The organism is Cupriavidus ulmosensis, assembly GCF_977008105.1.
Window position 1 is genome coordinate 1644720 of record NZ_CDRMWP010000002.1, and the last position, 23721, is coordinate 1668440.

Below are 23721 nucleotides of genomic sequence, written 5' to 3' on the forward strand. Positions count from 1 at the left end.
CCGGTTCCAGGGTACCCGCCCGGCGGCAGCGCCGGCGGGGGACGCCGCCGATTATATAAGGCGGCATGCCGCTATATTCCGCCCGGCATGCGCAGGCGTTCGGACATTTCCTTGACCGGCATGGCCAGGATCGCATTCAGGATCCGGCTTTCCCCGCCATCCGGCATGGCCTCGGCCTCCACCTCCGCCCGGACGGGATTCGCGTGCTCCGTGACGGCGGCGATCACGGCATCGAGTTCGAAGGCGGCGGCGGCCCGGCTCAGGCCCAGTTCCTGGCCGGCCTGGATCACGTCCACGCGCCGGAGGTCGCGGTAGTGCCGGGTCGCGCCGATCTGCATCGACAACTCCGAATCCGGCCAGTACGGCGCGTTGTCGCGGTGGTTCCTGGTGTCGTAGACCACGGTGCTGACGATGTCGTAGAACGGGGCCAGGCTGTAGCCGTCCGGGTCGGCGAAGAACGACAGGTTCTTCATGTGCGCGTCGCCGTTGCCCACCAGCAGGTTGAACACCACCCAGCGGTAGATGCCGAGGCGCGCGGCCGCGCGGGTCCGGGTCAGATCGATCAGCGCGCGCAAGGTCTGCGTGGATGCGTGCGTGTACTTGAGCGTCCGGCTCCTGCCGCGCAACTGCATGCCGTCGATCACATGCCGCCGCCGTACCGCGTCGCCGCTCGCGTCGCGGTCGAAACGCGCGATGGCGAAGACCGGCGCGGGCACGCGCAGGAATTCGGTGGCCGGCACCGGCAGGCCCGCGCGCGCCGCCAGCCGCATGCAGAACAACTCGTTGATGGCGGCATGGGGCCACGCGGTGCCTTTGGCTTCCGGCTTGAGAATGTGGGTGGACGGTTCGGCGCCGACCGGTTCCAGCAACTGGCGGGCGCCTGGCTTGCCCACCAGGATGGCCGCCAGCTTGTGCTGCGCGCCGCCGACCGACATATGCTTGGGCGCCCTGGCGTCGAGCGGCCGGCCCGGCAAGTCCTGGATGCGCTGATGCAAGTCCGCGAAGGACAGCGGCACCCGGCTGCGGGCGGGTTCCTGCTGGCCCGGCGCGAGCAGCGTGATCGCGCCCGCCGACTCGGCGCCGTAGAACGCCAGCATGCCCCACGCGTCTTCGATGTCGAGCCGGGCCGCGCCGGCCAGCAAGGCGCGCTGCCCTTCTTCGGGCAGGAGGTTGTCGAAGAAATACTGCACCGGCCGGTCGGTGCTGCTGTCGACCAATGCCTGCGGGCCGAGCGGCAGGCTCGGGCAGAGCGCGAAACGGCCCGGCTCGCGCAGCCAGCCGGCGTCGTAGGCAAAGCGCCAGACGCCGTTGCTGTCGGTGACTTCGCCGATCTTGATGCCGTTCGCGTAGGCGGCAAGCGTGCGGTCCTCGCTCATTTGCGCACCCGCCGGCGGGCAAGCCCGCCCTGTTCGGCCATCAACGCCTGCACGTCCGGTGCTTCGCCGTACAGCCGCACGCCGAGCTCCTGCAGCAGCAGCAGCACCTTGCCGACCTGCGCGGTTTCCTTGCCCCGCTCCACCGCGGAGATGAAGGCGGGAGACAGGCCGGTGGCGCGCGCGAGCTCGTCGCGCGTGAGCTTTTGCGCCATGCGCGCGGCGCGGGCGAGTTGCCCGAGATTCGCGGGTGCCGAGATGGGATGCTGCATCGGTGACGGGAAGGAAATAACGTATGCGGACGAAGACAGTATAGTGCCTCCCAGTCTTGCAAGGCATATACCGTCTTCAATCGGATACGTTACCGGGCGGCCACCTTGTTTCGCCTCATAAAAGTCACGAACGAATACGCTATTGCCGTTCCTGCCTCAAAACTCCTGCCTCAAAACCCGAGCTGCCGCGCCGCCAGGTCCTTCATGATCTCCTCCGACCCGCCGCCGATCATCATCACCTTGACCTCGCGGTAGACGCGCTCGCTCAGGGTGCCGCGCATGAAGCCCATGCCGCCGAGGATCTGCACGGCCTGGTCGGCGCAGAACTGCATGGCCTGGGTGGCCTGGATCTTGGCCATGCAGGTGCGCGCGACCAGTTGCGCGGGGTCGCCGGCTTCGTGCTGGACGCGGTAGGCCAGGTCATAGACGAGGTTGCGCGCGGCCTCGATGCGCAGCGCCATGTCCACCAGCTTGTGGCGGATCACCTGCCGCGCCACCAGCGGCTGGCCGAAGGTGTGGCGCTGGCGCGCCCAGTCGAGCGCTTCGCGCAGGCAGGCTTCGCCGTAAGCGTAGGCGCTGGCGCTCATGCCGAGCCGCTCCGCGTTGAAGTTGCGCATGATGAGCGGGAAGCCGCGGTTTTCCTCGCCGATCAGGTTGGCGGCGGGGATGCGGCAGTTGTCGAAGCGCAGGTGGGCGGTATCGGAGGCGAGCCAGCCCATCTTGCGCAGCTCGGTGCGCGCCAGGCCGGGCGGGTTGCCCTCCACCAGCAGCAGCGAAATGCCGCCCGCGCCCTTGTTGGCGGGGTCGGTGCGCACGGCGGTGGTGATGAAGTCGGCGCGCATGCCGGAGGTGATGAAGGTCTTCTCGCCGTTGACGACGTAGTGGTCGCCGTCGCGCACGGCGGTGGTGCGCAGGCTGGCCACGTCGGAGCCGCCGCCGGGCTCGGTGATGGCCAGCGCGGCGATCTTCTCGCCGGCGATCACCGGCGGCAGCACGCGCTGCTGCAGCGCCGGGCTGCCGGCCGCGACGATGGGCGGCAGGCCGATGGTGTGCGAGTTGAGCGAGGCGTTGACGCCGCCCGAGCCGCTGCGGGCGAATTCCTCGGCCTGGACGATGTGGTAGAAGAGGTCGCCCGGCGTGCCGCCGAACGCCTCCGGGTAGCCCAGCCCCAGCAGGCCGATCTCGGCGGCGCGGCGGTAGAGCGCGCGCGGGAAGGTGCCGGCCTCGTCCCACGCGCCGGCGAACGGCGTGATCTCGCGCGCGACGAACGCGCGCAGCGTGCCGCGGAACTGTTCGTGCTCGGCGGTGAAGTAGTGCGGCAGTGGCGGCAGGGTCGGGAGGGGCATGCGCAATCCGGTCTGTGGCGGGTGGCTGGGAGTCCCGAACATAGGCCGCGCCGCCGCGGTTCGTCTTGCGCTAAGTGGTCGGCGCCGCCGCCCGCCTCCCCTACCGCGCCGGCATGTCCGCCAGCAGCCGCGCCGACGCCGCCAGCCCGCCCAGGATGCTGTCCGCCACCTTCTGCGGAAAGCCCGCCGGCAGCGCCGCGTTCACCTGCGCGATCACGGCCGGGGTCCGCGCGACCAGCCGGCCGATGATGGCCTCGGCGTCCGGCCCGTGGAAGCACTTCGCCGCCATCGCGTTGAAATGCCGGCGCTGCACGTCCTTGAACAGGTAGTGCCGGTTCTTGCCGGCCACCGCCATCGCCAGCTTGGCCTTGTGCCAGGACCACTGGTTGGCGCCGTTGCCCACCACCGGCCAGATCGACATCACGTCGTACAGCGGCGTCATGCGGAAGCGCCCGCCCGGCAGCAGGCGGATGCTGAAGTTCTTGGCGTGCCCGTCGGGCGCCGCCAGCATCCAGAACAGGACCTGCGTGGCGAGGAAGGTTTCCAGGTCGGCGTCCGCGTCGACGGACTGGCGCAGGATCTGCGCGATGTCGCGCATGCCGGGGCCGCCGTCGGCCTCGTACTTGAGGTGCGGCGGCACGCCCAGCACCTGGCAGAAATCCTCCTGCGGCAGCCGCAGGATCCAGTTGCCCGACGAATGCATCTGGCGGTCGAAGCGCTGCACGGCCAGCACCTTCTGCCCGTCGAACGCGTGGATCTCGCCGCGCGCGGCCGGCAGCCCGTAGGCGGCCAGGATGGCCAGGCACAGCCATTCGTTCTCGACCGAGGTGCCGAGGTCGGCGCGCTTGTTGCCGACCAGCCCGAGCGGCAGCTTGAGGATGTGCGTGGTCGGCGTGGCGCCGTGCGGCTTCAGCCAGCGCCCGCCGTGCCACAGCAGCGCGGTCTTCTCCTGCGCGCCGGCCAGCGAGATGCGGAAATCGTCGTCGTCGCGCGCGCCGGGCGCGGCCGGGCCGACGGTCTGCCGCAGCAAGGCGGCGATGTCCGCATCCGACAGCGGCGTGCCGTCGATGCGGTCGTGGCCGGCCGGCTGCGCGTGCTCCGCCAGCAGTTGCACGGCGCCCACGCAGTCGCGGCCGATGGCTTCGAGCAGGTCGAAGGCGTCCGTGCCGGCGGTCTGGAAGCGCGTGGCCAGCCGCTTGCGGATGGTGTCGCTGTCGGGCAGCAGGTTGTCGAAATAGTTGCGCACCCGCTCGCCCCGCAGCGGCGCGGCGTCCACGCCGAACGGCAGCGACAGGGACAGCGGCCGCCCGGCCGGCGAGGCCATCCACGCCGGGTCGTACAGCAGCTCCATCTCGCCGCGCGCGGGGATGCGCCACGTCCCCACGCGCTCGCCGTTGGCCCATAGCGACAACGCGCGCGCGTGCGACCTGCGGCCCATCGCTACCACTCCACCGCGGGCGCCGCGGCGTCCGCCGCGCCGCGGTCCTGCACCACCAGTTCCAGCCCCAGCACGCTCACCAGCGCCAGCAGCTGGCCGGCGCTGATGGTGCCGGGGTTCAGTTCCATGTGGGAGATGCGGCTCTGGCTGACGGCGAGGCGCGCGGCGAGGTCGGACTGCGACAGCCCGGCGGCCCGCCGTGCGGATAGCAGCACCTGGCCTAGCTGCGTGGCGGTGGAAAGCTGTTGTTTCATGGTCTTGCCTACGACATGGGTAATGTCACTTTACAAACAATATGGGTATTTTGCAAATACCAATGAAGTGGGTATTTATCATTTACGCATGTCATTCGTAAATGGCGGCGCAGCCCCGCACGCCGCCGGAGGCCCGGCCAGCCACTTTCCGCAAGCCTTGCGCCGCCGCGTTGGCTACGCTCCTGTGCTCAAGCTGCCGCACAAGCGCATTTCCCTTCCCCCAACGGAGAATCCGCATGGTCCCGACCCAGCCGCCCGCCACCATCGGCGCCGCCCTGCAGCAAGCCAGCGAGCGCTGGGACAAGCGCACCGCCTACCTGTGCGGCGAGCAGGCGCACAGCTTCGGCGAGGTCGAGGCCGCCTCGGCGCGGCTGGCCTGCGGCCTGCTCGGGCTGGGGCTGCGGCATGGCGACCGCATCGGGCTGATCGGCCTGAACCAGATCGAATGGCTGCAGCTGTTCTTCGCCGCCACCCGCATCGGCGTGGCGGTGGTGGGCCTGAGCGTGCGCTACCGCGACCACGAGATCGAGCACATGGTCAACGACAGCGGCGCCAAGGCCGTCTTCACGGTGCCGCGGGCCGAAGGCTTCGACTTCCTCGGCATGCTGGGGCGCCTGCTGCCGCGCATGCCCGGGCTGCGCCACGTCATTCCCATCGACGCCATGCCGGAGCCGCTGCCCGGCGTGCCCGTCTTCGCGCAACTGCTGGACACGCCGCCGGACCGCGCCGCGCTGCGGGCGGCCGAGGCGCGCGTCGCGCCGGACGACCTCGCGATGGTGATCTACACCTCCGGCACCACCGGCCGCCCCAAGGGCGCCGGCCTGTTGCACCGCAGCCTGCTGGCCTCGGCCTGGGCGCAGGCGCGCCACACGCGCGCCGGCGAGCACGACCACGTGCAGATCGCCCTGCCCTTCAACCACGTGGGCGGCATCACCTGCGGCGTGCTGAGCTACCTGCTCGGCGGCGGCACCTGCGAACTGGTGCCGGTATTCAAGGCCGACACCGTGCTGGCCATGATGCGCCGGCACCCGCCGACCATCTTCTCCGGCGTGCCGACGATGGCCACGCTGCTGCTGATGCATCCGGACGCCGCCGGCATGGACTTTTCCTCGGTGCGGCTGGTGATCGTGGGCGGCGCCACCGTGGACGCCGCCCTGCTCGAGAAGCTCCAGGCGCGCATGCCGCAGGCCGCCGTGATGAACCTGTATGGCCTGTCCGAAGCCTCGGGCGCCATCGTCATGACGCCGTGGGACGCCGCGCACGAAGACCTGATGGCGTCGATCGGCCGCGTCTTCGACACCGCCGAGGTGCGCGTGGTCACGCCGGCCGGCGAGATCGCCGCGCCCGGGGAAATCGGCGAGCTGTGCTTTCGCGGCGCCGGCGTGTGCGGCGGCTACATCGGTGGCGCCGGCGGCGCGGGCAATGCCGACGCCTTCGGCACTGATGGCTGGCTGCGCTCGGGCGACCTGGGCTACGTGGACGCGCGCGGCTACATCCAGCTCAAGGGCCGCAAGAAGGACATGTACATCCAGGGCGGCTTCAACGTCTACCCGGCCGAGATCGAAGGCGTGATCGCGCACCATCCTGCGGTGATGATGGTGGCCGGCATCGGCGTGCCGGACCCGGTGCTGGGCGAGATCGGGCGCTACTACATCGTGCCCAGGCCGGGCAGCGAGATCACGGAACAGGAGATCCGCGCCTATTGCGCGAGCCGCCTGGCCGACTACAAGGTGCCGCGCCAGGTGGTGGTGCGCGGCACGCTGCCGATGACGCCGGCCGGCAAGATCCACAAGGCGGCCTTGCGCGAGGAAAGCGCGGCGGGCTAGCTGGCCTTCGTTGGCCTTCATTGACGTTCACTGGCCAGCCGGCTAACCGACCACGACCCGCCGCTCGCCGATCAGCGCCAGCTTGCGCGAGCCGGCGAAGATGTCGCTGGGCTTGAGCCCGTAGACCTGCCGGATCGAATGGCTGAAATGCGTGGAGTCCGGGTAGCCGGTATCGAGCGCCACGTGCGCGAGGTTGGAATCCTGCGTGACGTAATGCAGCAGGCTGCGCGCGCGCTTCCAGGTGCGGAAGCTGCGGAACGGCGTGCCGACCTCCTCCTTGAACAGGTGCAGGAAGCGCGAGAACGACAGATGCGCCGACGCCGCGCAGGACTCCGCCGTGGCGGTGGCCGACGGCGCGCCGCGGATGCGCTCCACCACCGCCTCGATGCGCGGGTCCAGCCGGCGCCGCGCCAGCGCCTGTCCGAAGAAGATCTGGTCGAAGCTGCCGGCCTGCAGGTCGAGTTCCCTGCCGTGCCGGCTCAGCCAAGCATGGGCCTGGCGCACGTGGCGCGCGAAGGCGGCGTCCTCCACCGGGCCGGCCTGCCCGCGGATCACGGCGGGCAGCCGCTCCAGGTCGATGCTCTCGGCCTCCAGCCCGAGGTCGCAGATCATGCGGTCGTCGCAGGCCACCGAATGCGGCATGTAGGCCGGCACCACCGCGAGCTCGGTGCTGTCCCAGCGCGCGCCGTCCAGGCTGATGCGGATCGGTGCGCGCAACGCCACGTAGATCAGCAGTCCGCCCATCGTCCGCACCGACGGCGAACCGAGCAGGCCCGCATAGAACAGCCGCTCCGGCGTGACCCACATCACCCGGCCGCCTCCGTCCGCGGCACCTGGCGCCGGGGTCGTGGCTGGCGGGCACGCAATGCTGCTTGCCTGCATCTGCATGTCCTTTGTCTCCTGCCGGCGCCATCCGCGCGCCCGTGGGTGCGTCGCCGGGCCGGCTTGTGTGTGGTGGCGGCGCCGCACGGAGCGGCGCGCCAGGGGCAGCATAGCCGGCAGGGCCGCCCGCGTCTTGCGTCAGGTGGCTACCTGACCGCTACCTGACCGCTATCGGATAGCGATCGGGTAGCCGTGCCAGCCGCCTCATCGTAGTGCCCCTGGCGGCGCTGGCGCAACCCGAATTTCCCGATCCCGCGGTCGTTTACGTTCGGAGGCCGGCATCCCGGGCTACAGCTTCGGCGGCGGCAGCAGGTCGCTGGCGGGAATCCACTTGTCGCCGGCCACCTGCATGATGCGGATGCGGTCGTTGCTCAGCCGGTTGGCGGCCGAGACGTTGAAGCCCGGGTTGCCGAGCGCGTCCTGCGGCAGCTTGGTGGCTTCCATCGCCGCGTTGAAGGTCTCCGGCGTCAGGTTGCGCCCCGCCTTGTCGGCGACGATGGCGAAGGTGGTGTAGGCGTAGTAGCTGAACATCGCGTACACGTCCGGCTCCTCGCTGAAGCGCTTCTTGTATGCTGCCGCCCATTGCCGCACCGCCGGGTTTGCGTCATCCGCGTAGGGCAGCATGATGAAGGCCGCCGCGTGCAGCCCCTGCGCCGCCTGGCCGCCCAGCTGCGGCACCTGGCGCGAGTAGTTGGCCGTGGTGCCGGCGAAGACCGGGGCGAAGCCGATCTTGCGCGCCTCCTGCGCCGAGGCCACGTACTCGCGCATGGTGGAGGCGTTGAACACGAGGTCGCAGTTGGCCGCCTTGAGCCGCGCCATCTGCGACGAGAAATCCGTCGCCCCGCGCTTGTACGAGACCTTTTCCACCAGCGTCATGCCGCGGGACTTGAGGTAGGCCACCACGCCCTCCACGGATTCGCGCCCGTAGTCGTCGTCCTGGTACAGCGCGCCCACGCGCTGGTAGGGCTTCTGCGTCATGAAGTAGTCCATGATGGTCGTCGACATCAGGTAGTTCGACGGCCCCAGCGCGATCTTGTACGGGCTGGCCGGCTCGTACATGTCGCGCGCCGCGCTCTGCGGCATGAAATTGAAGACCTTGCTCTGCAGCAGGAACGGCAGCGTGGCCATGTTGGGCGCGGTGCCCAGGTGGCCCACGATGGCGAACACGCCGTCCTGCGTGACCAGCTTCTGCGCGGCCAGCACGGCGCGCCTGGGCTCGTAGCCGTTGTCTTCCACCACCACGCGGATCTTGCGGCCCTGCACGCCGCCGCGCGCGTTGATTTCCTCCACGGCCAGCGTCATGCCGTTGCGCGACTCCTTGCCGTAGTTGACGATCGGCCCCGACATGTCGGTGATCAGGCCGAGCACGATTTCCTTGTCGGTGACGCCGCGCGTGTCGGCGTGCGCGCCGGCGCCGAGCGCCAGCACCACGGCGGCGAGGATGGTTTTCCGGATCATGGTTGTCTCCTTGTATCGTTGTTCGTTGTTCGTCGTCATTCGTCGTTGTTGGCCGTGCTGCTTCAATGCACGCTCTGCGGCGGCTCGAGTCCCGAATGGATCGCGGCCGGCGCGGGCTGGTCGGGTGTATCTGGCGCATGCGGCATATCGCGCGGACGGGGCCGCGGCGACCACGCCGACAGCCGCTGCCCGCCGCGCGCCAGCGCCGCCAGCAGCGGCGACACGTCCCAGTAGTCATAGGGATTGCCGCGCTGCCGGGCATAGCGCTCCAGCCCCGCCACCACGCGCGCCAGCCCGATGCTGTCGGCCAGCCACACCGGCCCGCCCAGGTAGTCCGGGAAGCCGTAGCCCGCCGTCCACACCAGGTCGATGTCGCCGGGCCGGCAGGCCACGCCCTCCTCCAGCAGCTTGGCCGCCTCGTTGATGAGCGGGTAGAGCAGCCGCTCGGCGATTTCCTCGTCGCCGACGTCGCCGCGCCGCGCCATGCCGTGCGCGCGGCCCAGCGCGCCGCACAGGCGCGCCACTTCCGGGTCCGCCACCGGCGCGCCGGCGGGATAGCGGTAGAAGCCCGCGCCGCTCTTGCAGCCGAGCCGGCCCAGCATGAACAAGGTGCGCACCACCGCGCGGTAGGCCGGGTCGGGCGGCAGGCCGCCCGCCTTGCCGTACTCCAGCACGATGCGCGCGGCCACGTCGATGCCGGCCAGGTCCAGCATCCGGCACGGCCCCATCGCCATGCCATAGGCTTCCATCACGGCGTCGAGCCGGGCCGGGCTCACGCCTTCCATCATCAGGAACTCGCTCTCGCGCAGGTAGGCCTCGGCCATGCGGTTGCCGATGAAGCCGAAGCACACGCCGGACACCACCGCCGCCTTGCCCAGCCGCCGCGCCAGTTGCATGGCGGTGGCCAGCACGTCAGGCGCGGTGGCGCCGGCGCGCACCACCTCGATCAGCCGCCCGCCGTTGGACGGGTTGCGGAAATGCAGCCCCACGAAATCCGCGGCCCGCCCGCTGGCCTCGGCCAGCACTTCCACGTCCAGCGTGGAGGTATTGGTGGCGAGGATGGCGCCCGGCCGGCAGATGCGGCCCAGCCGGGCATGGACCTGCTGCTTGAGCGCCATGTCCTCCACCACCGCCTCGATCACCAGCCCGCAGCCGGCCAGCGCGCCGTGGTCCGGCGTGCCGGCGATCAGGCGCAGGCGCCGCGCCACCTGCGCCGGGCGCAGCCGGCCGGCGCGGAGGTCCGCGTCATACTGCGCGCGCACCGAGGCCAGCCCGCGCGCCAGCGCCGCCTCGCCGGTGGCCACCAGCGTCACCGGCAGGCCCGCGCCGGCCAGGCTCATGGCGATGCGGCTGCCCATCGTGCCGGCGCCGACCACGCCCACCGCGTGCAGCGCGCGCGGCGCCGTGCCCGGCGGCAGGCCCGGCACGCGCGCGGCCTGCCGCTCGGCCAGGAACAGGTGGCGCCGCGCCCGCGAGACCGGCGACACCGCGCTGTCCTTGCCGCGCGCGCCGCCGGCGCCGGTGATGCCACCCACGCCGCCCACGCCGCCGGCATTGCCGGTATGGCTGGCGGGGCCGCTGCCGCCCGTCTTGCCGGAATGGCCCATCGCGCCTCCTGTGCAGGCCGCCGCCGGCGGGCGTCAGGCCACCTTGGCCGGATACATCGACTCGATCAGCGCGCTGTACTTGTCGTTGACCAGCTTGCGCTTGAGCTTCATGGTCGGCGTCAGTTCCTCGTCCTCGGCGCCCAGGCGCGTCTCCAGCAGGCGGAACGCCTTGATCTGCTCCACGCGCGCGAACTGCTTGTTGACGCGGTCGATCTCCTGCCCGATCAGCGCCACCACCTCCTTGCTGCGGCACAGCGAGCCGTAGTCGGAGAAATGCACGTCGTGCTCCTGCGCCCACCGCTCCACGTTGTCCTGGTCGATCATCACCAGGCAGCTCAGGAACGGCCGGCGGTCGCCGATCACCACCGCGTCGGTCACGTAGGGGCTGAACTTGAGCTGGTTCTCCCATTCGGACGGCGTGACGTTCTTGCCGCCGGCCGTGATGATCAGGTCCTTCATGCGGTCGGTGATGTAGAAATAGCCGTCCTCGTCCACGCGGCCGATGTCGCCGGTGCGCAGCCAGCCGTCGGTCATGGTTTCCGCCGTCCTGGCCGGCTGGTTCAGGTAGCCCATGAAGACCTGCGGCCCGCGCACCAGCAATTCGCCCTCGTGGGAAATCCTCACCTCGGTATGCGGCAGCGCCACGCCGATGCTGCCCGGGCGCGTGCGGCCCGGCGGGTTGCAGGTGGCCGCGCCGGTGATCTCGGTCATGCCCCACAGCTCGTGCAGCTCGATGCCCAGCGCCATGTACCAGCGGATCAGGTCCGGCGAGATCGGCGCCGCGCCCGTCACCGCCAGCTGCACGCGGTTCAGGCCCATCATGCGGCGCACGTTGCCCAGCACCAGCGCATCGGCCAGCCACAGCCTGATCCGCGCGCCAGGCGACAGCCGCCGCGCCTGCCCCGGCTCCGGCACGCGCGCCTGCCCGGCGCGCAGCGCCCAGGCATAGGCCCGGCGCTGCAGCGGCGTGGCCTCGCGCACGGCGATGGTGATGCTGGAATACAGCTTCTCCCACACGCGCGGCACCGCCAGGAAGGCATCGGGCTGGATCTCGCGGATATTGTCGAAAATGGTGTCGGGGTTCTCCACGAAGTTGGCCACCGCGCCGCACAGGATCGCGTAATACTCCCCGAAGAGGCGCTCGGACACATGGCACAGCGGCAGGAAGGCCATGCGCTCGCCGATGGTGGTGGCCGGCAGGAATTCGCGCTGCGTCAGGCAACTGCGCAGCACGTTGCGGTGCGACAGCATCGCGCCCTTGGGCCGCCCCGTGGTGCCGGACGTGTAGACCAGCACCGCCAGCGCGTCGGCGCTGCCCTCGGCGCGCATGGCCGGCAGCCAGCCCGGCTGCCGCGCGCGCGCCTGCCGGCCCAGCGCCAGCAGCGCGTCGAAGCTCATCACCGCGGCATCGTCGAAGCCCGACAGCCCTTCCATGTCGAACACCACCACGCGGCGCAGGTCCGGCACGCGTTCGCGCACTTCCAGGTATTTGTCGAGCTGCTCCTCGTTCTCCACGAACAGCACCACGGTGCCCGAGTCCTGGCACAGGTATTCCACCTGCGACGGCGAATCGGTCGGGTAGATGCCGCTGACCACCGCGCCCGCCGTGAGCGCGCCCAGGTCGGCCCACACCCATTCGCGGTTGGTGTTGGACAGCACGGAGACCACCTCGCCCGGCCGCAACCCGAGCTCGGCCAGCCCCACCGCCACGTCGGCCACGATCTCGCCCACTTCGCGCCAGGTATAGCTGCGCCAGATGCCGAGGTCCTTCTGCCGCATCATCACGGCGTCGCCACGCACGTCCACGGCGTGCCAGAACATCTGCGGCACGGTCTGGAACGCGGCTTCGGACAAGGGCTGCATGGCGTGCGCGGCGGGTCTGGCCATTGGCGGGTCTCCGGGCTGGATCTGGTGGTCGGGTGGTCGGGGCGGGCGGCTAGCGCCAGGTCTTGCGCTTCTTCCAGCGCCGCTCGCCGCGCACGCCGCTGTCCTTCATGCCGAGGTAGAACTCCTTGACGTCGTCCTTCTCGCGCAGCGCCGCGCAGGTGTCCTCGGCCACGATGCGGCCGTTCTCCAGCACGTAGCCGTAGTCCGCCGCGTTGAGCGCCATGTTGGCGTTCTGCTCCACCAGCAGGATGGTGGTGCCGCGCTCGCGGTTGATGCGCACCACGATCTCGAAGATGTCCTTGGTCAGCTTGGGCGACAGTCCCAGGCTGGGCTCGTCGAGCAGGATCAGCTCGGGCGCGGCCATCAGCGCGCGCGAGATCGCCAGCATCTGCTGCTGCCCGCCGGAGAGCAGGCCGGCGTCCTGCGCCGCGCGCTCGCGCAGCACCGGGAAATAGCCGAACACCGCCTCCATGTCGCGCGCCACGCCGTCGCGGTCGCGCCGGGTGTACGCGCCCATCATCAGGTTGTCGCGCACGGACAGCAGCGGGAACACCTCGCGCCCCTCGGGCACGTGGCTCAGCCCGCGCCGCACGATCCGCGCCGGGTCCAGCCCGGTGATCGGCTCGCCCTGGAAGGCGATGCTGCCGCGCGTGGGATCCAGCACGCCGGAGATGGTCTTCAGGATAGTGGTCTTGCCCGCGCCGTTGGCGCCCAGCACGGTGGCGATGCTGCCCGGCGCCACCGCCAGGCTCACGCCGCGGATCGCCTTGACCGGCCCGTAGGCGCTCTCCACGTTGGCCAGCGCCAGCACGGGCGCCGGTGCCATGCCGCGCTGCGCGGCGGCGGCGTCGATGGCGGCCGGGTTCATGCCGCCCTCCGCAGCGAGGCCACGTCGTCCACCGTGCCCAGGTAGGCCTCGATCACGCCCGCGTGCGCCTGCACCTCGGCCGGCGTGCCCTGCGCCAGCACCTGGCCCTGGTTCATCGCCAGCACCCGGTCGGACACGCGCGAGACCAGGCTCATGTCGTGCTCCACCATCAGCACGGTGATGCCCAGCTCGCTGCGGATGTCGCGGATCCACCATGCCATGTCCTCGGTCTCCTCCACGTTCAGCCCGGACGACGGCTCGTCCAGCAACAGCAGGCGCGGCCCGCTGCACAGCGCGCGCGCCAGCTCCACCACCTTGCGCACGCCGTAGGGCAGCCCGGCCACCAGCGCGTCGCGGTGCGCCTGCAGGTCCAGCAGCTCGATCATTTCCTCCGCCTTGCGCCGCGCGGCCAGCGCCGAGCGGCGCGCGGCCGGCGTGAACAGCAGGTCCGCCCAGAAGCCGGCGGCGCGGTGCGTGTGGTGGCCGATCAGCAGGTTCTGCAGCACCGTGGCCTGCTCGAACAGCTCGATGTTCTGGAACGTGCGCGCAATGCCCTGCGCGGCGATCGCGTGCGGCGGCATGCGCGTGAGCGGCTCGCCCAGCCACAGGATCTCGCCGCCGGTGGGCGGGTAGATGCGGCTGATGAGGTTGAAGACCGTGGTCTTGCCGGCCCCGTTGGGGCCGATCAGCGTGAAGACCTCGCCGCGGCGCACGTCGAAGCTCACGCCGTCGAGCGCCAGCACGCCGCCGAAGCGCACGGTCAGCTCGCGCACGCTCAGCAAGGTATCGGATTGGCTGTGGGTCATGGCGCCCTCTCCTTATTTCAGGCGCTCGGAGCGCTGGAACGCCTTCTGGCGCCGGAACATGCCCTGCCGGTAGAACGGAAACAGCTCCAGGTAGGTGCGCACCTTGCACCAGCGCCCGTACAGGCCCATCGGCTCGAACAGCACGAACGCCATCAGCACCAGCCCGTAGACCAGCGCCTGGAGGCCGCTGGCCTGCGCCACCGCCGGCGGCAGCCAGTCCTTGGCCAGCACGATCAGCTGCGGCATCACGATCAGGAAGGCCGCACCCAGGAACGCGCCGTGCACCGAGCCCAGCCCGCCCACCACCACCAGCAGCAACAGGTCCACCGACTGCCCGATGCCGAACTGCTCCGGCGAGATGTAGCGCAGCTTGTGCGCGTACAGCGCCCCGGCCAGCCCCACCAGCGCGGCGGACAGCGCGAACGACAGCGTCTTGTAGCGCGCGAGGTGGATGCCCATGCTCTGCGCCGAGATCTCCGAATCCCGGATCGCGATGAACGCGCGCCCGGTGGCGCCGCGCAGCAGGTTCAGCACCCCCAGCGTGGCCAGCACGCACACCGCCAGCCCCAGGTAATAGAACGCCACCGGGCTGTCCAGCGTGTAGCCCGCCACCTGCGGCGCGCCCACCGCCAGCCCGGCGTTGCCGCCGGTCACGCTCTCCCAGCGCGCCAGCACCTCCTCCACGATGAAGCCGAAAGCCAGCGTGGCGATCGCCAGGTAGATGCCCTTGACCCGCAGCGCCGGCAGCCCGACCACCACCCCGGCCAGCGCCGACAACGCCGCCGACAGCAGCAGCGCCGGCACGAACGGCACGCCGCGGCTGGTCAGCCACGCCTGCGCATACGCCCCCACGCCGAGGAATGCCGCGTGCCCGATCGACAGCAGCCCGGTGTAGCCGGACAACACCATCAGCCCCAGCCCCGCGATGGCGTACACCAGCACGAAGCCGAGCTGCGCGATCCAGTAGCCGCCGGCCCAGCCCGGCGCCACCAGCAGGCAGGCCAGCAACAGCGCGTACCACAGCCGCTGGCCGGGCTGGCGGGCCAGGCGCAGGTCCTGGCGGTAATCGGTCTTGAAGAGGAATCGCATCGCGCCGCTACACCTTTTTCCGCAGGTTCTCGCCAAACAGGCCGTTGGGCCTGACCGCCAGCATCACCAGCACCACCACGTAGGCCGCCACGTCCTTGAAGCCCTCCGGCAGGTAGAAGCCCGCCAGCGACTCCACCACCCCGATCACCAGCCCGCCCACGATGGCGCCCGGCAGGCTGCCGAAGCCGCCCACCACCGCCGCCGGAAACGCCTTCAGCCCCAGCAGGCCCATGCTCGCGTGCACGAACGTGATCGGCGCCAGCAGCAGCCCGGCCAGCGCCGCCACCGCCGCCGACAGGCCCCACACCAGCCCGTTCAGGCGCCGCACCGGAATGCCCATGTAACAGGCCGCAAGCTGGTTCTGCGAGCTCGCCTGCATCGCCACCCCGATCCGGCTGTAGCGGAACACCCCGTACAGCAGCACGCACAGCCCCGCCGTGGCCACGATCACCGCCACCTGCTCCACGCTCAGCACCAGCCCGCCCGCGCGCCACACCATGCCCTGGTACGGCACCGGCAGCGTGTGCGTGCCCGCGCCGATGCCCGGCACCATCGTGATCGCCCCGCGCATCACGTAGCCCATGCCGATGGTCAGCATCACCACCGTGAACTGCGGCTGCCCGAGGATCGGCCGGATCGCCAGCCGCTCCACCAGCATGCCGAACCCCGCCATGCCCGCCACCGTCAGCGGCACCGCCAGCCACAGCGGCAGCCCCATCAGGGTCAGCACCACCCCGGCGAACGCGCCCAGCATCATGAACTCGCCCTGGGCGAAGTTCACCGTCTCGGTGGCCTTGTAGATCAGCACGAAACCCAGCGCGATCAGCGCATAGATGCAGCCCAGCGCGATGCCCGAGATGGTGAGTTGCAGGATCTCCAAGCTTGTCTCCTGTGCTGGTGCCGCGGATGGGATTGGCGACGCGCGATGCGATGTGCCCGGCCGGCGCCGGCCCGTTCGCCAGTCGTGCCACCGTAGCAAAACTATCGGGGTGGCTCTTGTGCGGACTGGCTACGGAGGGGTTGGGGATTACCCACGGGAGGGCGCGGCGCGAGGCCGGCGCGGGCGGCGCGGGTTGAACGTTCTCCGGCGTGGATGGCGCCGGACATCGATCCTCCCGGCGGACGGCCGGACAAGGACGGCCGCCCCGCAGGCATCCCGCAACCCGCCGTTGATACAATGAGCACCCCTTCAGCCCCCGACCTCACGGCCAGCATGCCCAGCCCCGACCAGCCCGACAGCCCGCTGCAAGCCGCCTTCCTGCCGCACCAGGAAACCCTCGCCCCGCCCGGCCGCGTGTTCGGCGACGACGACAGCGCCGTGTACCGGACGCTGCTGGAGTCCACCAAGGCGATTCCGTGGAAGATCGACTGGGCGAGCATGGCGTTCACCTACATCGGCCCGCAGATCGAGGCGCTGCTGGGCTGGGCGCCGTCGAGCTGGAAGACCGTCAACGACTGGGCCGAGCGCATGCACCCGGACGACCGCGCCGCGGTGCTGGAATTCTGCGTCGCGCAGTCGAAGGCCGGCACCGACCACGAGGCCGACTACCGCGCGCTCACGCGCGACGGCGGCTACGTCTGGCTGCGCGACGTGGTGCACGTGGTGCGCAACGCGCAGGGCGAGGTCGATTCGCTGGTCGGCTTCATGTTCGACATCAGCGAGCGCAAGCGCACCGAGGAAAAGCTCGCGCGATTGCAGAAGGAGCTCGAGCACCTGTCGTTCCGCGACGGCCTGACCGGCGCCGGCAACCGCCGCATGTTCGACGACGTGATGGCCCGCGAATGGACGGCGGCGAAGGCAACCGGCAAGCCGCTGTCGCTGCTTATGATCGACATCGACTTCTTCAAGTCGTACAACGACTACTACGGCCACCTGCAGGGCGACGCCTGCCTGAAGCGGGTCGCCGCCATCCTGGACCGGGTGGCCGGCGCGGACAACTTCCTCTGCCGCTTCGGCGGCGAGGAGTTCATGCTGGTGCTGGCCGACACCGACGCGGAAGCCGCCATGAAGACCGCCGAACGCTGCCGCGCGCTGATCGCCGAGGAAGCCATCGCGCACGTGCGCTCGCCGTACAACCAGTGCGTGACGGCGAGCTTTGGCGTGGGCACCATCGTGCCGACCGAGCGGATGGACCAGACCGCATTCATCAACCTGATCGACGCGCAGCTCTATCACGCCAAGGACAACGGCCGCAACCGCATCGCCGCGGTCGACCGCGCCGGCATGCAGGGCGAATCGTTCAAGCTGCAATCGCGCTGAACGGGCGGGCGCCGCGTGGGGCCACGGATGTGGCCACGGACGCGGCGCCCGCCGGATAGCTTCGGCGCCACAAGCTATGGCATCATCGCGCCAAACCACCGCGCGAGGCCAACGATGTATCCACCGAGCAATCCCCAGGGAGACACGCACAGCAAGGTCATCGGCTACCTGCTGTGGATCTTCGGCTTTACCGGCTCCCACCGCTTCTACTACGGCAAGCCGATCACCGGCACGATCTGGTTCTTCACGCTGGGCCTGCTCGGCATCGGCTGGCTGATCGACGTGTTCCTGATCCCCGGCATGGACCGCCGGGCGGACTACCGGTTCACGGCCGGCCGCACCGACTACAACGTGGCGTGGCTGCTGCTGACCTTCCTCGGCGTCTTCGGCGTGCACCGCATGTATATCGGCAAATGGATCACCGGCCTGATCTACCTGCTGACCGGCGGGCTGTTCCTGGTCGGCGTGCTGTATGACTTCTGGACGCTGAACGAGCAGGTCTCGGAGCGGAACCGGATGCCGTGAAGGGCGCGGCGGCGGCATGACAAACGCCGCTCAGGCGGCGTTCAGACGGCATTCAGCGAACCCGCGTCGCGCGGGCCCGGTCCGTCTTGCGGACGCATCCCTTCGTGCTCGAGCCACGCGCGGAACAGCACGACGAGCGCATCCCCGGACTTCCCGTCCGGGACGTAGGTGCAATAGCTGCGCGACGGCAGGCGCGGCCCGGTGAACGGCATCACGAGCCGGCCGGCGGCCAGATCGTCCGCCACCAGCGCGGTCGGCCCCATCGCGATGCCGATGCCGTCGATGGCGGCCTGCAGCGTCAGATAGAAGTGGTCGAACGTCAGCGCCGCGGCGGGCCGGAGCGCGGCAATCCCCGCCTGCGCCAGCCAGTCCGGCCAGAGCCGCGGCAGGCTCGACGTGTGCAGCAGCGTGTGCTGCCGCATGTCCTCCGGCTTGCGCAGCGGCACGCGCCGCAACAGCGCGGGACTGCAGACCGGCACTCTCTCCTCGCACAGGAATGGCCGCATCGCGTAGCCATAGAAGGTATCCGGGCCGCCCCGGATGATGAGGTCATGGCTGTCCGTCAGGCTCTCCACCGGCTCGTTCGACGTCTCCACCCTGACGTCCACGTCGGCATGCCCGGCGCGGAATTTCGCCAGCCTCGGCACCAGCCAGCGCAAGGTGAACGTCGCCGGCGCATTGACGGACAGCGTCCGCGAGGCCGCCTCGGGCAGGCCATAACCGGCGGTGGCCTGCGCGATCTGCTCGAACAGCGGACCGATTCGTGCCAGATAGGCCCGCGCCGCCGGCGTCAGCGCCACGCGCCGGTTGTGGCGCGCGAACAATGCGGCGCCCAGCCATTCCTCCAGCAAGCGCACCTGCTGGCTCACCGCGCCGTGGGTCACGTGCAGCTCGGCGGCGGCTTCCTTGAAGCTGCCGAGCCGGCCGGCGGCCTCGAAGGCGCGCAAGGCATTGAGCGGCGGCAATATCCGTTTCATTCACAAGAGTTTATCTAACGCGAATCCCCAATTTATCTGGTTTGCCGGGCAGCCACAAGATAGATATTCTTCCCGCTGCACGGCCGGTCCTGCTTTCGGCGGCCACAGGCCGGCCGCGCGCGCTCCATGCCGAAATCGACGGCATCGGCGTGCGCTTGGCCCGCGGACAGGCGATCATCCATACCGCGTAGTGGAAACGCTGGCTGGCGTGCGCGGCCGTCGCGGGTGAGACGGTCTGCCTGGGGCCTTGGCATTGCCTGAAAGGATGGATTCATGCTCAAGAGAATTGCGACCGACCTGCTTGATATTGCCTATGACGAACAGGGCGATGCCGACGGCTGGCCGGCCGTCCTGCTGCACGGCTTCCCCTACGACATCCATGCGTACGAAGACATCGCGCCACGCCTGGCATCCCGGGGAGCCCGCGTCATCACGCCCTTTCTCCGGGGATACGGGCCGACGCGCTTCCTGTCAGCGGCAACACCGCGCTCGGGCCAGCAGGCGGCGCTGGCGGCAGACCTGCTGGCGCTGCTCGATGCGCTTCGGATCGAGCGGGCCGTGCTGGGCGGCTATGACTGGGGCGGCCGGGCCGCATGCATCGTGGCCGCGCTGTACCCGTCGAGGGCGCGTGGACTGGTTTCGGTCAACGGCTACAACATCCAGGACATCGCCACCGCCATGCGGCCGGCCAGCCCCGAAAAAGAGCATCGCATGTGGTACCAGTATTATCTTCACGGCGAACGCGGCCGGGCCGGACTGACGGAAAACCGGCGCGCGTTCTGCCGGCTCCTGTGGTCATTGTGGTCGCCGAGTTGGCGCTTCGGCGACGACACCTACGCGCGCTCGGCAGCCGCGTTCGACAATCCGGATTTCGTCGACGTCGTGGTTCATTCGTATCGGCACCGTTTCGGGCTGGTCGATGGCGATCCCCGCTTCGACGACATGGAACGCCGCCTGTCCGCCATGCCGCCGATCACCGTGCCCACGATCACCCTCGAAGGAGACGCGGACGGCGTCACGCCGCCGGGCGGCAGACAAGCGGACCGGAAGCACTTCACCGGACGCCATGAAAACCGCGTGGTGCCCAATGCCGGCCACAATCTTCCGCAGGAGGCGCCGGAAGCGTTCGCCGCCGCGGTTCTGGATATCGACGCCTGGGCCGATTGATGCGCCTTGGCCCAAGGCCGGCCCCGGCCGCTGCGCGCGGCGAAAACACTGCCCCTCGACGCACGAAACATCCCCTTCCTGAAGGCACGCCCTGGCCGCGCGCAGTCCGTGAGCCCGCGAGTGCCCTCTTCGCCCGTTCTGAATCTCCGTGAGGAATACCGAAATGCCAAAGACTCCCGACCACGCCCCCCAGGCGCCGCTGATGCTGATAACGGGCGGCAGCCGCGGCGTGGGCGCGGCGACTGCGCGGCTTGCCGCCGAGCAAGGCTACGACGTGGCGATCAGCTTCGTCTCCAACGAATCCGCCGCCCTCGCGGTGGCGGCCGACGTGGAAGCTGCCGGGCGCCGGGCCCTGCCCGTGCGCGCGGACAGCGCGGACCCGGAGCAGGTCGCCCGGCTGTTCGCCGCGATCGACCGGGAGTTCGGCCGCATCGACGTGCTGGTGAACAACGCCGCGATCCTCGCGCGGCAGTCCCGGCTCGAGGATCTCGAATTCGAGCGCATGCAGCGCGTCTTCGCGGTCAACGCGATCGGCCCCATCCTCTGCGCGCAGCAGGCGGTGAGGCGGATGTCCCATCGCTACAACGGGCGCGGCGGCGTCGTGATCAACATCTCGTCGGCCGCGGCCCGGCTCGGCAGTCCGAACGAATATGTCGACTACGCCGCGTCGAAAGGCGCCGTCGAGACCTTCACCACCGGCTTCGCCAAGGAAGTCGCGCGCGACGGGATTCGCGTCAACTGCATTCGCCCCGGGCACATCTACACTGAGATGCATGCCAGCGGCGGAGAACCGGGACGGGTCGATCGCGTCAAGGACTCGATCCCGATGGGCAGAGGCGGCCAGCCCGAAGAGGTGGCGCGGGCGATCCTGTGGCTGGCCAGCGCCGAGGCTTCCTTCATCACCGGCACGTTCCTCGACGTCACCGGCGGCAAGTGAGCAAGCGGGCGCGGCATGGGCCGCGTCGTCTCCGCCAGGCCGCCGAACCTGTGCCAATGCCCGATTTCCCAGGAGACACGACATGACCAGCAAGAACACGATCTGCCTGTGGTACGACGGCGGCGCCCTCGACGCCGCGAACTTCTATGCCGAAACCTTTCCCGACAGCGCCATCACGGCCGTGCATCGCGCACCGGGCGATTATCCCGACGGCAAGCAGGGCGACATCCTGACGGTCGAATTCACCGTCGCCGGCATTCCCTGCCTCGGGCTGAACGGCGGCCCGCATTTCAGGCACAGCGAGGCGTTCTCGTTCCAGATCGCCACGGACGACCAGGCCGAGACCGACCGCCTGTGGAGCGCCATCGTCGGCAACGGCGGCCAGGAAAGCGCATGCGGCTGGTGCAAGGACCGCTGGGGATTGTCATGGCAGATCACCCCGCGCGCGCTCACCGCGGCGGTGTGCGACCCCGACCGCGCGGCGGCCAAGCGCGCTTTCGAGGCCATGATGACCATGAAAAAGATCGACATCGCCGCGATAGAGGCGGCACGGCGCGGCTAGCGCCCGCGTGATGCCGGCGAGACTCCCGGCACCGCCATCACCGCTGTCACCGCTGTCACCGCTGTCAGCGCCGGAACCACAGCATCGACAGCACGCAAGCCGCCACCAGCAGCAGCACGGAGATGCCCGCCAGCAGCGCGCCCACTTCGGTTTCCTTGCGCTCCAGCGCGAAGCGCGCGCTCAGCTGGCGATACACCCGGCTCAGGTCGGCGGCGGAGCCAGCCTGGAAATACTCGCCGCCGGTCAGCGCCGCCACCGCGCGCAGCGCGGTTTCGTCGAGCTGCATGTAGAAGGACAGGTTCGATTCGTCCGCCCCGCCCTGCGGCGAGCCAAAACCCACGGTATAGACGCGCACGCCGCGCTGGGCGGCCATGCGCGCGGCGTCCGCGGGGTCCGGGCCGGTGGTGCGGCGGCCGTCGCTGAGCAGGATCACCGCGCCGTGCTGGTACGAGCCGGGCTGCGCCGCCGGCCGCTCCTGCGCGCGCTTGCGCGCGGCCTCGGCCGCCGCGGCTTCGTCCAGCGACGGCGCCTGGCGCTCGGCGCGGCCGGACGCGCCGTTGAACAGGATCGCCTCCAGGTCGATGCCGTCGTCGGGAAACAGCACCGCCAGCGCCTGGTACAGGCCGCTGCCGGTCGCCGTGCCGCGCTGGAGCTGGAAGCGGTCGAGCGCCTCCAGCATGTCATGGCGGTTGTCGGTCGGCGGCAGCACCACGGTGGCGGTGGAAGCGAAGGACACGATGCCCAGCCGCACGTTGGCCGGCAGCCCGACGATGAGATCGCGCGCGGCCTGCTGCGCGGCGCTGATGCGCGTGGGCGCGACGTCGGTCGCTTCCATGCTGCGCGAAGTGTCCATCGCCAGGACCAGCGTGACGGCGTCGGACGGCAGCGTGACGGTGGCGCTGGGACGCGCGCACGCCAGCAGCGCCGCGGTCAGCGCGAGCAGGAACAGCAAGGGGGGAATGTGACGCCGCAGCCGTTGGCCGGGCCCCAGCGCTGCGCGCGGCAATGCCAGGCTGGCATAAAGCAGGGCGGCTTTCTTGCGCCGCGAGATCAAATATAGATAGGCGGCTGCCAGCAGTGGGACCGTCAGCAACAGCCAGAGCATCTGCGGCCAGAGAAACTGCATGCCCTGCTCCTTGGCGCGTGGGTAAGAGGATGGTACTGTATTTTGCAGTGCGGGACCTCGGGGGCTGCGATGAGACGGGTGTCGATCTACTGGTGGGTCTCGGCCGCGGCCGCGCTGGTCTTCGCAGCGGGCGTGGGCGCCGCCTGGCTCCTGCAGCCCAAGTGGCGCGCGCTCACCCAGGCGGACATCGACTCCGCCGTGCTGCATACGCTGCAGACCAAGAATTTGCCGTCGCGCACGGCCCGCGCGGCCGAGGCGGTGCGCGAATCGGTGGTGGAAATCCGCGGCTTCGTGCCCCCGGAAAAAACCGCGGAAGCCGCGCCCCCTCGCCCGCCCAGGCGGGACCCGACCGCCAGGCGCCCCAAGTCCTCTGCGCCCGCGCCCTCCGCACCGTCGTCCCCGGCTTCCCCGCGTGACGAGCTCGCCACGGGCGGACCGCCGCGCGGCAAGGATCCTGCCGCCGGCAAGAACCCGCCCGAAGCCAGGGCCACGCCCCCGGCCAGGCCCGAGGGCCGCCAGATCGGCTCGGGCGTGGTCGTGACCGAAAGCGGCATGATCCTCACCAACTACCACGTCATCGCCGGCGCCAGGCGGCTGGAAGTCACGTTCTTCGACGGTTCCACGTCCGAGGCCTCGGTGGTGCAGTCCATTCCCGAGAAAGACCTCGCCATCATCAAAGCCAAGACCATCCCCGACGACCTGCCGGCAGCCACGCTCGGCTCCAGCCGGGATCTCGCGCCCGGCAGCGAGGTGGTCGCGGTCGGCTTTCCGTTCGGCATCGGGCCCTCGGTGTCCGCCGGCGTGGTCTCCGGCCTCGACCGCGAATTCATCTCGCCGGACAACAAGCAGAACCTGGACAAGCTCATCCAGTTCGACGCCGCGGCCAACCCGGGCAACTCGGGCGGGCCGCTGGTGAACATGAACGGGGAGGTGGTGGGCATCGTCACCGCCATTTTCAGTCCCCACGAGAGCGGCACCTTCGTCGGCATCGGCTTTGCCATCACGATCGAAAGCGCCGGCAGTTCCATCGGATCTTCTCCTTTCTAGACAGACGCGGAGGC

At 70.0% G+C, this 23721-nt stretch carries 22 protein-coding genes; 7 read left to right on the plus strand and 15 right to left on the minus strand.

From position 1 onward, the window contains the following. Positions 1-71: 71 nt before the first annotated feature. From ACWTPI_RS26980 to ACWTPI_RS27000, 5 genes are all read right to left on the minus strand, one after another. Positions 72-1376: a HipA domain-containing protein gene (locus ACWTPI_RS26980; RefSeq protein WP_454733250.1), complete on the minus strand. Its 1305-nt coding sequence runs from the start codon at positions 1374-1376 to the stop codon at positions 72-74. Continuing rightward, positions 1373-1645, minus strand: coding sequence for a helix-turn-helix domain-containing protein (locus ACWTPI_RS26985; RefSeq protein WP_020202539.1), 273 nt, complete (start codon positions 1643-1645; stop codon positions 1373-1375). The genes ACWTPI_RS26980 and ACWTPI_RS26985 overlap by 4 nt, the downstream gene beginning before the upstream one ends. Before the next feature lie 170 nt (positions 1646-1815). Further along, a complete protein-coding gene (locus ACWTPI_RS26990; protein WP_454733251.1) occupies positions 1816-2991 on the minus strand; it encodes an acyl-CoA dehydrogenase family protein in 1176 nt (391 codons plus the stop codon). Between the two features lie 100 nt (positions 2992-3091). After that, on the minus strand, positions 3092-4429 hold the full coding sequence (locus tag ACWTPI_RS26995) for a type II toxin-antitoxin system HipA family toxin (RefSeq protein WP_454733252.1): 1338 nt from the start codon (positions 4427-4429) through the stop codon (positions 3092-3094). Positions 4430-4431: 2 nt separating this feature from the next. Then, on the minus strand, positions 4432-4683 hold the full coding sequence (locus ACWTPI_RS27000; protein ID WP_020202542.1) for a helix-turn-helix domain-containing protein: 252 nt from the start codon (positions 4681-4683) through the stop codon (positions 4432-4434). Positions 4684-4919: 236 nt separating this feature from the next. Here ACWTPI_RS27000 and ACWTPI_RS27005 point away from each other — a divergent pair, with 236 nt between their 5' ends. Further along, entirely contained in the window at positions 4920-6509 is a 1590-nt protein-coding gene (locus ACWTPI_RS27005) for a class I adenylate-forming enzyme family protein (protein ID WP_454733253.1), read from the plus strand. Between the two features lie 42 nt (positions 6510-6551). Here ACWTPI_RS27005 and ACWTPI_RS27010 read toward each other — a convergent pair whose 3' ends face one another. The 8 genes from ACWTPI_RS27010 to ACWTPI_RS27045 all read right to left on the minus strand — a co-directional run bounded on the left by ACWTPI_RS27010 (position 6552) and on the right by ACWTPI_RS27045 (position 15986). After that, positions 6552-7316, minus strand: coding sequence for a helix-turn-helix domain-containing protein (locus ACWTPI_RS27010; protein WP_156173792.1), 765 nt, complete (start codon positions 7314-7316; stop codon positions 6552-6554). 363 nt (positions 7317-7679) lie between these two features. Next, complete coding sequence (locus tag ACWTPI_RS27015) at positions 7680-8849, minus strand: ABC transporter substrate-binding protein (RefSeq protein WP_454733254.1); 1170 nt, start codon at positions 8847-8849, stop codon at positions 7680-7682. 62 nt (positions 8850-8911) lie between these two features. Next, entirely contained in the window at positions 8912-10456 is a 1545-nt protein-coding gene (locus tag ACWTPI_RS27020) for a 3-hydroxyacyl-CoA dehydrogenase NAD-binding domain-containing protein (protein ID WP_454733255.1), read from the minus strand. A 33-nt stretch (positions 10457-10489) separates the two neighbouring features. Beyond that, positions 10490-12343, minus strand: a complete 1854-nt coding sequence (locus ACWTPI_RS27025; protein WP_020205456.1) for an AMP-dependent synthetase/ligase — start codon at positions 12341-12343, stop codon at positions 10490-10492. A gap of 49 nt (positions 12344-12392) precedes the next feature. Continuing rightward, positions 12393-13211 (minus strand): ABC transporter ATP-binding protein, encoded by an 819-nt coding sequence (locus ACWTPI_RS27030; RefSeq protein ID WP_454733256.1) that lies wholly within the window; start codon positions 13209-13211, stop codon positions 12393-12395. Next, positions 13208-14017, minus strand: coding sequence for an ABC transporter ATP-binding protein (locus ACWTPI_RS27035; RefSeq protein WP_454733257.1), 810 nt, complete (start codon positions 14015-14017; stop codon positions 13208-13210). Before ACWTPI_RS27035 ends, ACWTPI_RS27030 begins: the two co-directional genes overlap by 4 nt. Before the next feature lie 12 nt (positions 14018-14029). Next, on the minus strand, positions 14030-15106 hold the full coding sequence (locus ACWTPI_RS27040) for a branched-chain amino acid ABC transporter permease (RefSeq protein ID WP_454733258.1): 1077 nt from the start codon (positions 15104-15106) through the stop codon (positions 14030-14032). A gap of 7 nt (positions 15107-15113) precedes the next feature. Next, positions 15114-15986 (minus strand): branched-chain amino acid ABC transporter permease, encoded by an 873-nt coding sequence (locus ACWTPI_RS27045; protein ID WP_454733259.1) that lies wholly within the window; start codon positions 15984-15986, stop codon positions 15114-15116. Between the two features lie 333 nt (positions 15987-16319). Between ACWTPI_RS27045 and ACWTPI_RS27050 the strand changes: the two genes are divergently transcribed. Both ACWTPI_RS27050 and ACWTPI_RS27055 read left to right on the plus strand, forming a co-directional pair. Continuing rightward, positions 16320-17366: a GGDEF domain-containing protein gene (locus ACWTPI_RS27050; RefSeq protein WP_454734024.1), complete on the plus strand. Its 1047-nt coding sequence runs from the start codon at positions 16320-16322 to the stop codon at positions 17364-17366. A gap of 114 nt (positions 17367-17480) precedes the next feature. Further along, positions 17481-17891 carry an NINE protein gene (locus tag ACWTPI_RS27055; protein ID WP_020205462.1) on the plus strand — a complete coding sequence of 137 codons (411 nt, stop codon included), beginning with the start codon at positions 17481-17483 and terminating at the stop codon, positions 17889-17891. Positions 17892-17932: 41 nt separating this feature from the next. Here ACWTPI_RS27055 and gcvA read toward each other — a convergent pair whose 3' ends face one another. Next, positions 17933-18868: a transcriptional regulator GcvA gene (gene gcvA, locus ACWTPI_RS27060; RefSeq protein ID WP_454733260.1), complete on the minus strand. Its 936-nt coding sequence runs from the start codon at positions 18866-18868 to the stop codon at positions 17933-17935. 273 nt (positions 18869-19141) lie between these two features. Between gcvA and ACWTPI_RS27065 the strand changes: the two genes are divergently transcribed. The 3 genes from ACWTPI_RS27065 (at position 19142) to ACWTPI_RS27075 (ending at position 21534) form a co-directional block, all read left to right on the plus strand. Further along, on the plus strand, positions 19142-20035 hold the full coding sequence (locus tag ACWTPI_RS27065) for an alpha/beta fold hydrolase (protein ID WP_454733261.1): 894 nt from the start codon (positions 19142-19144) through the stop codon (positions 20033-20035). 163 nt (positions 20036-20198) lie between these two features. Next, on the plus strand, positions 20199-20972 hold the full coding sequence (locus ACWTPI_RS27070) for a glucose 1-dehydrogenase (protein WP_454733262.1): 774 nt from the start codon (positions 20199-20201) through the stop codon (positions 20970-20972). 82 nt (positions 20973-21054) lie between these two features. Continuing rightward, positions 21055-21534 carry a VOC family protein gene (locus tag ACWTPI_RS27075; protein ID WP_454733263.1) on the plus strand — a complete coding sequence of 160 codons (480 nt, stop codon included), beginning with the start codon at positions 21055-21057 and terminating at the stop codon, positions 21532-21534. Between the two features lie 64 nt (positions 21535-21598). Here the strand turns inward: ACWTPI_RS27075 and ACWTPI_RS27080 are convergent, their stop codons facing one another. Further along, positions 21599-22660, minus strand: a complete 1062-nt coding sequence (locus ACWTPI_RS27080; protein ID WP_020205467.1) for a VWA domain-containing protein — start codon at positions 22658-22660, stop codon at positions 21599-21601. A 69-nt stretch (positions 22661-22729) separates the two neighbouring features. On the opposite strand from ACWTPI_RS27080, the gene ACWTPI_RS27085 reads away from it, so the two are divergent. Beyond that, positions 22730-23707: a S1C family serine protease gene (locus ACWTPI_RS27085; protein ID WP_454733264.1), complete on the plus strand. Its 978-nt coding sequence runs from the start codon at positions 22730-22732 to the stop codon at positions 23705-23707. The last annotated feature ends 14 nt before the right edge of the window (positions 23708-23721 follow it).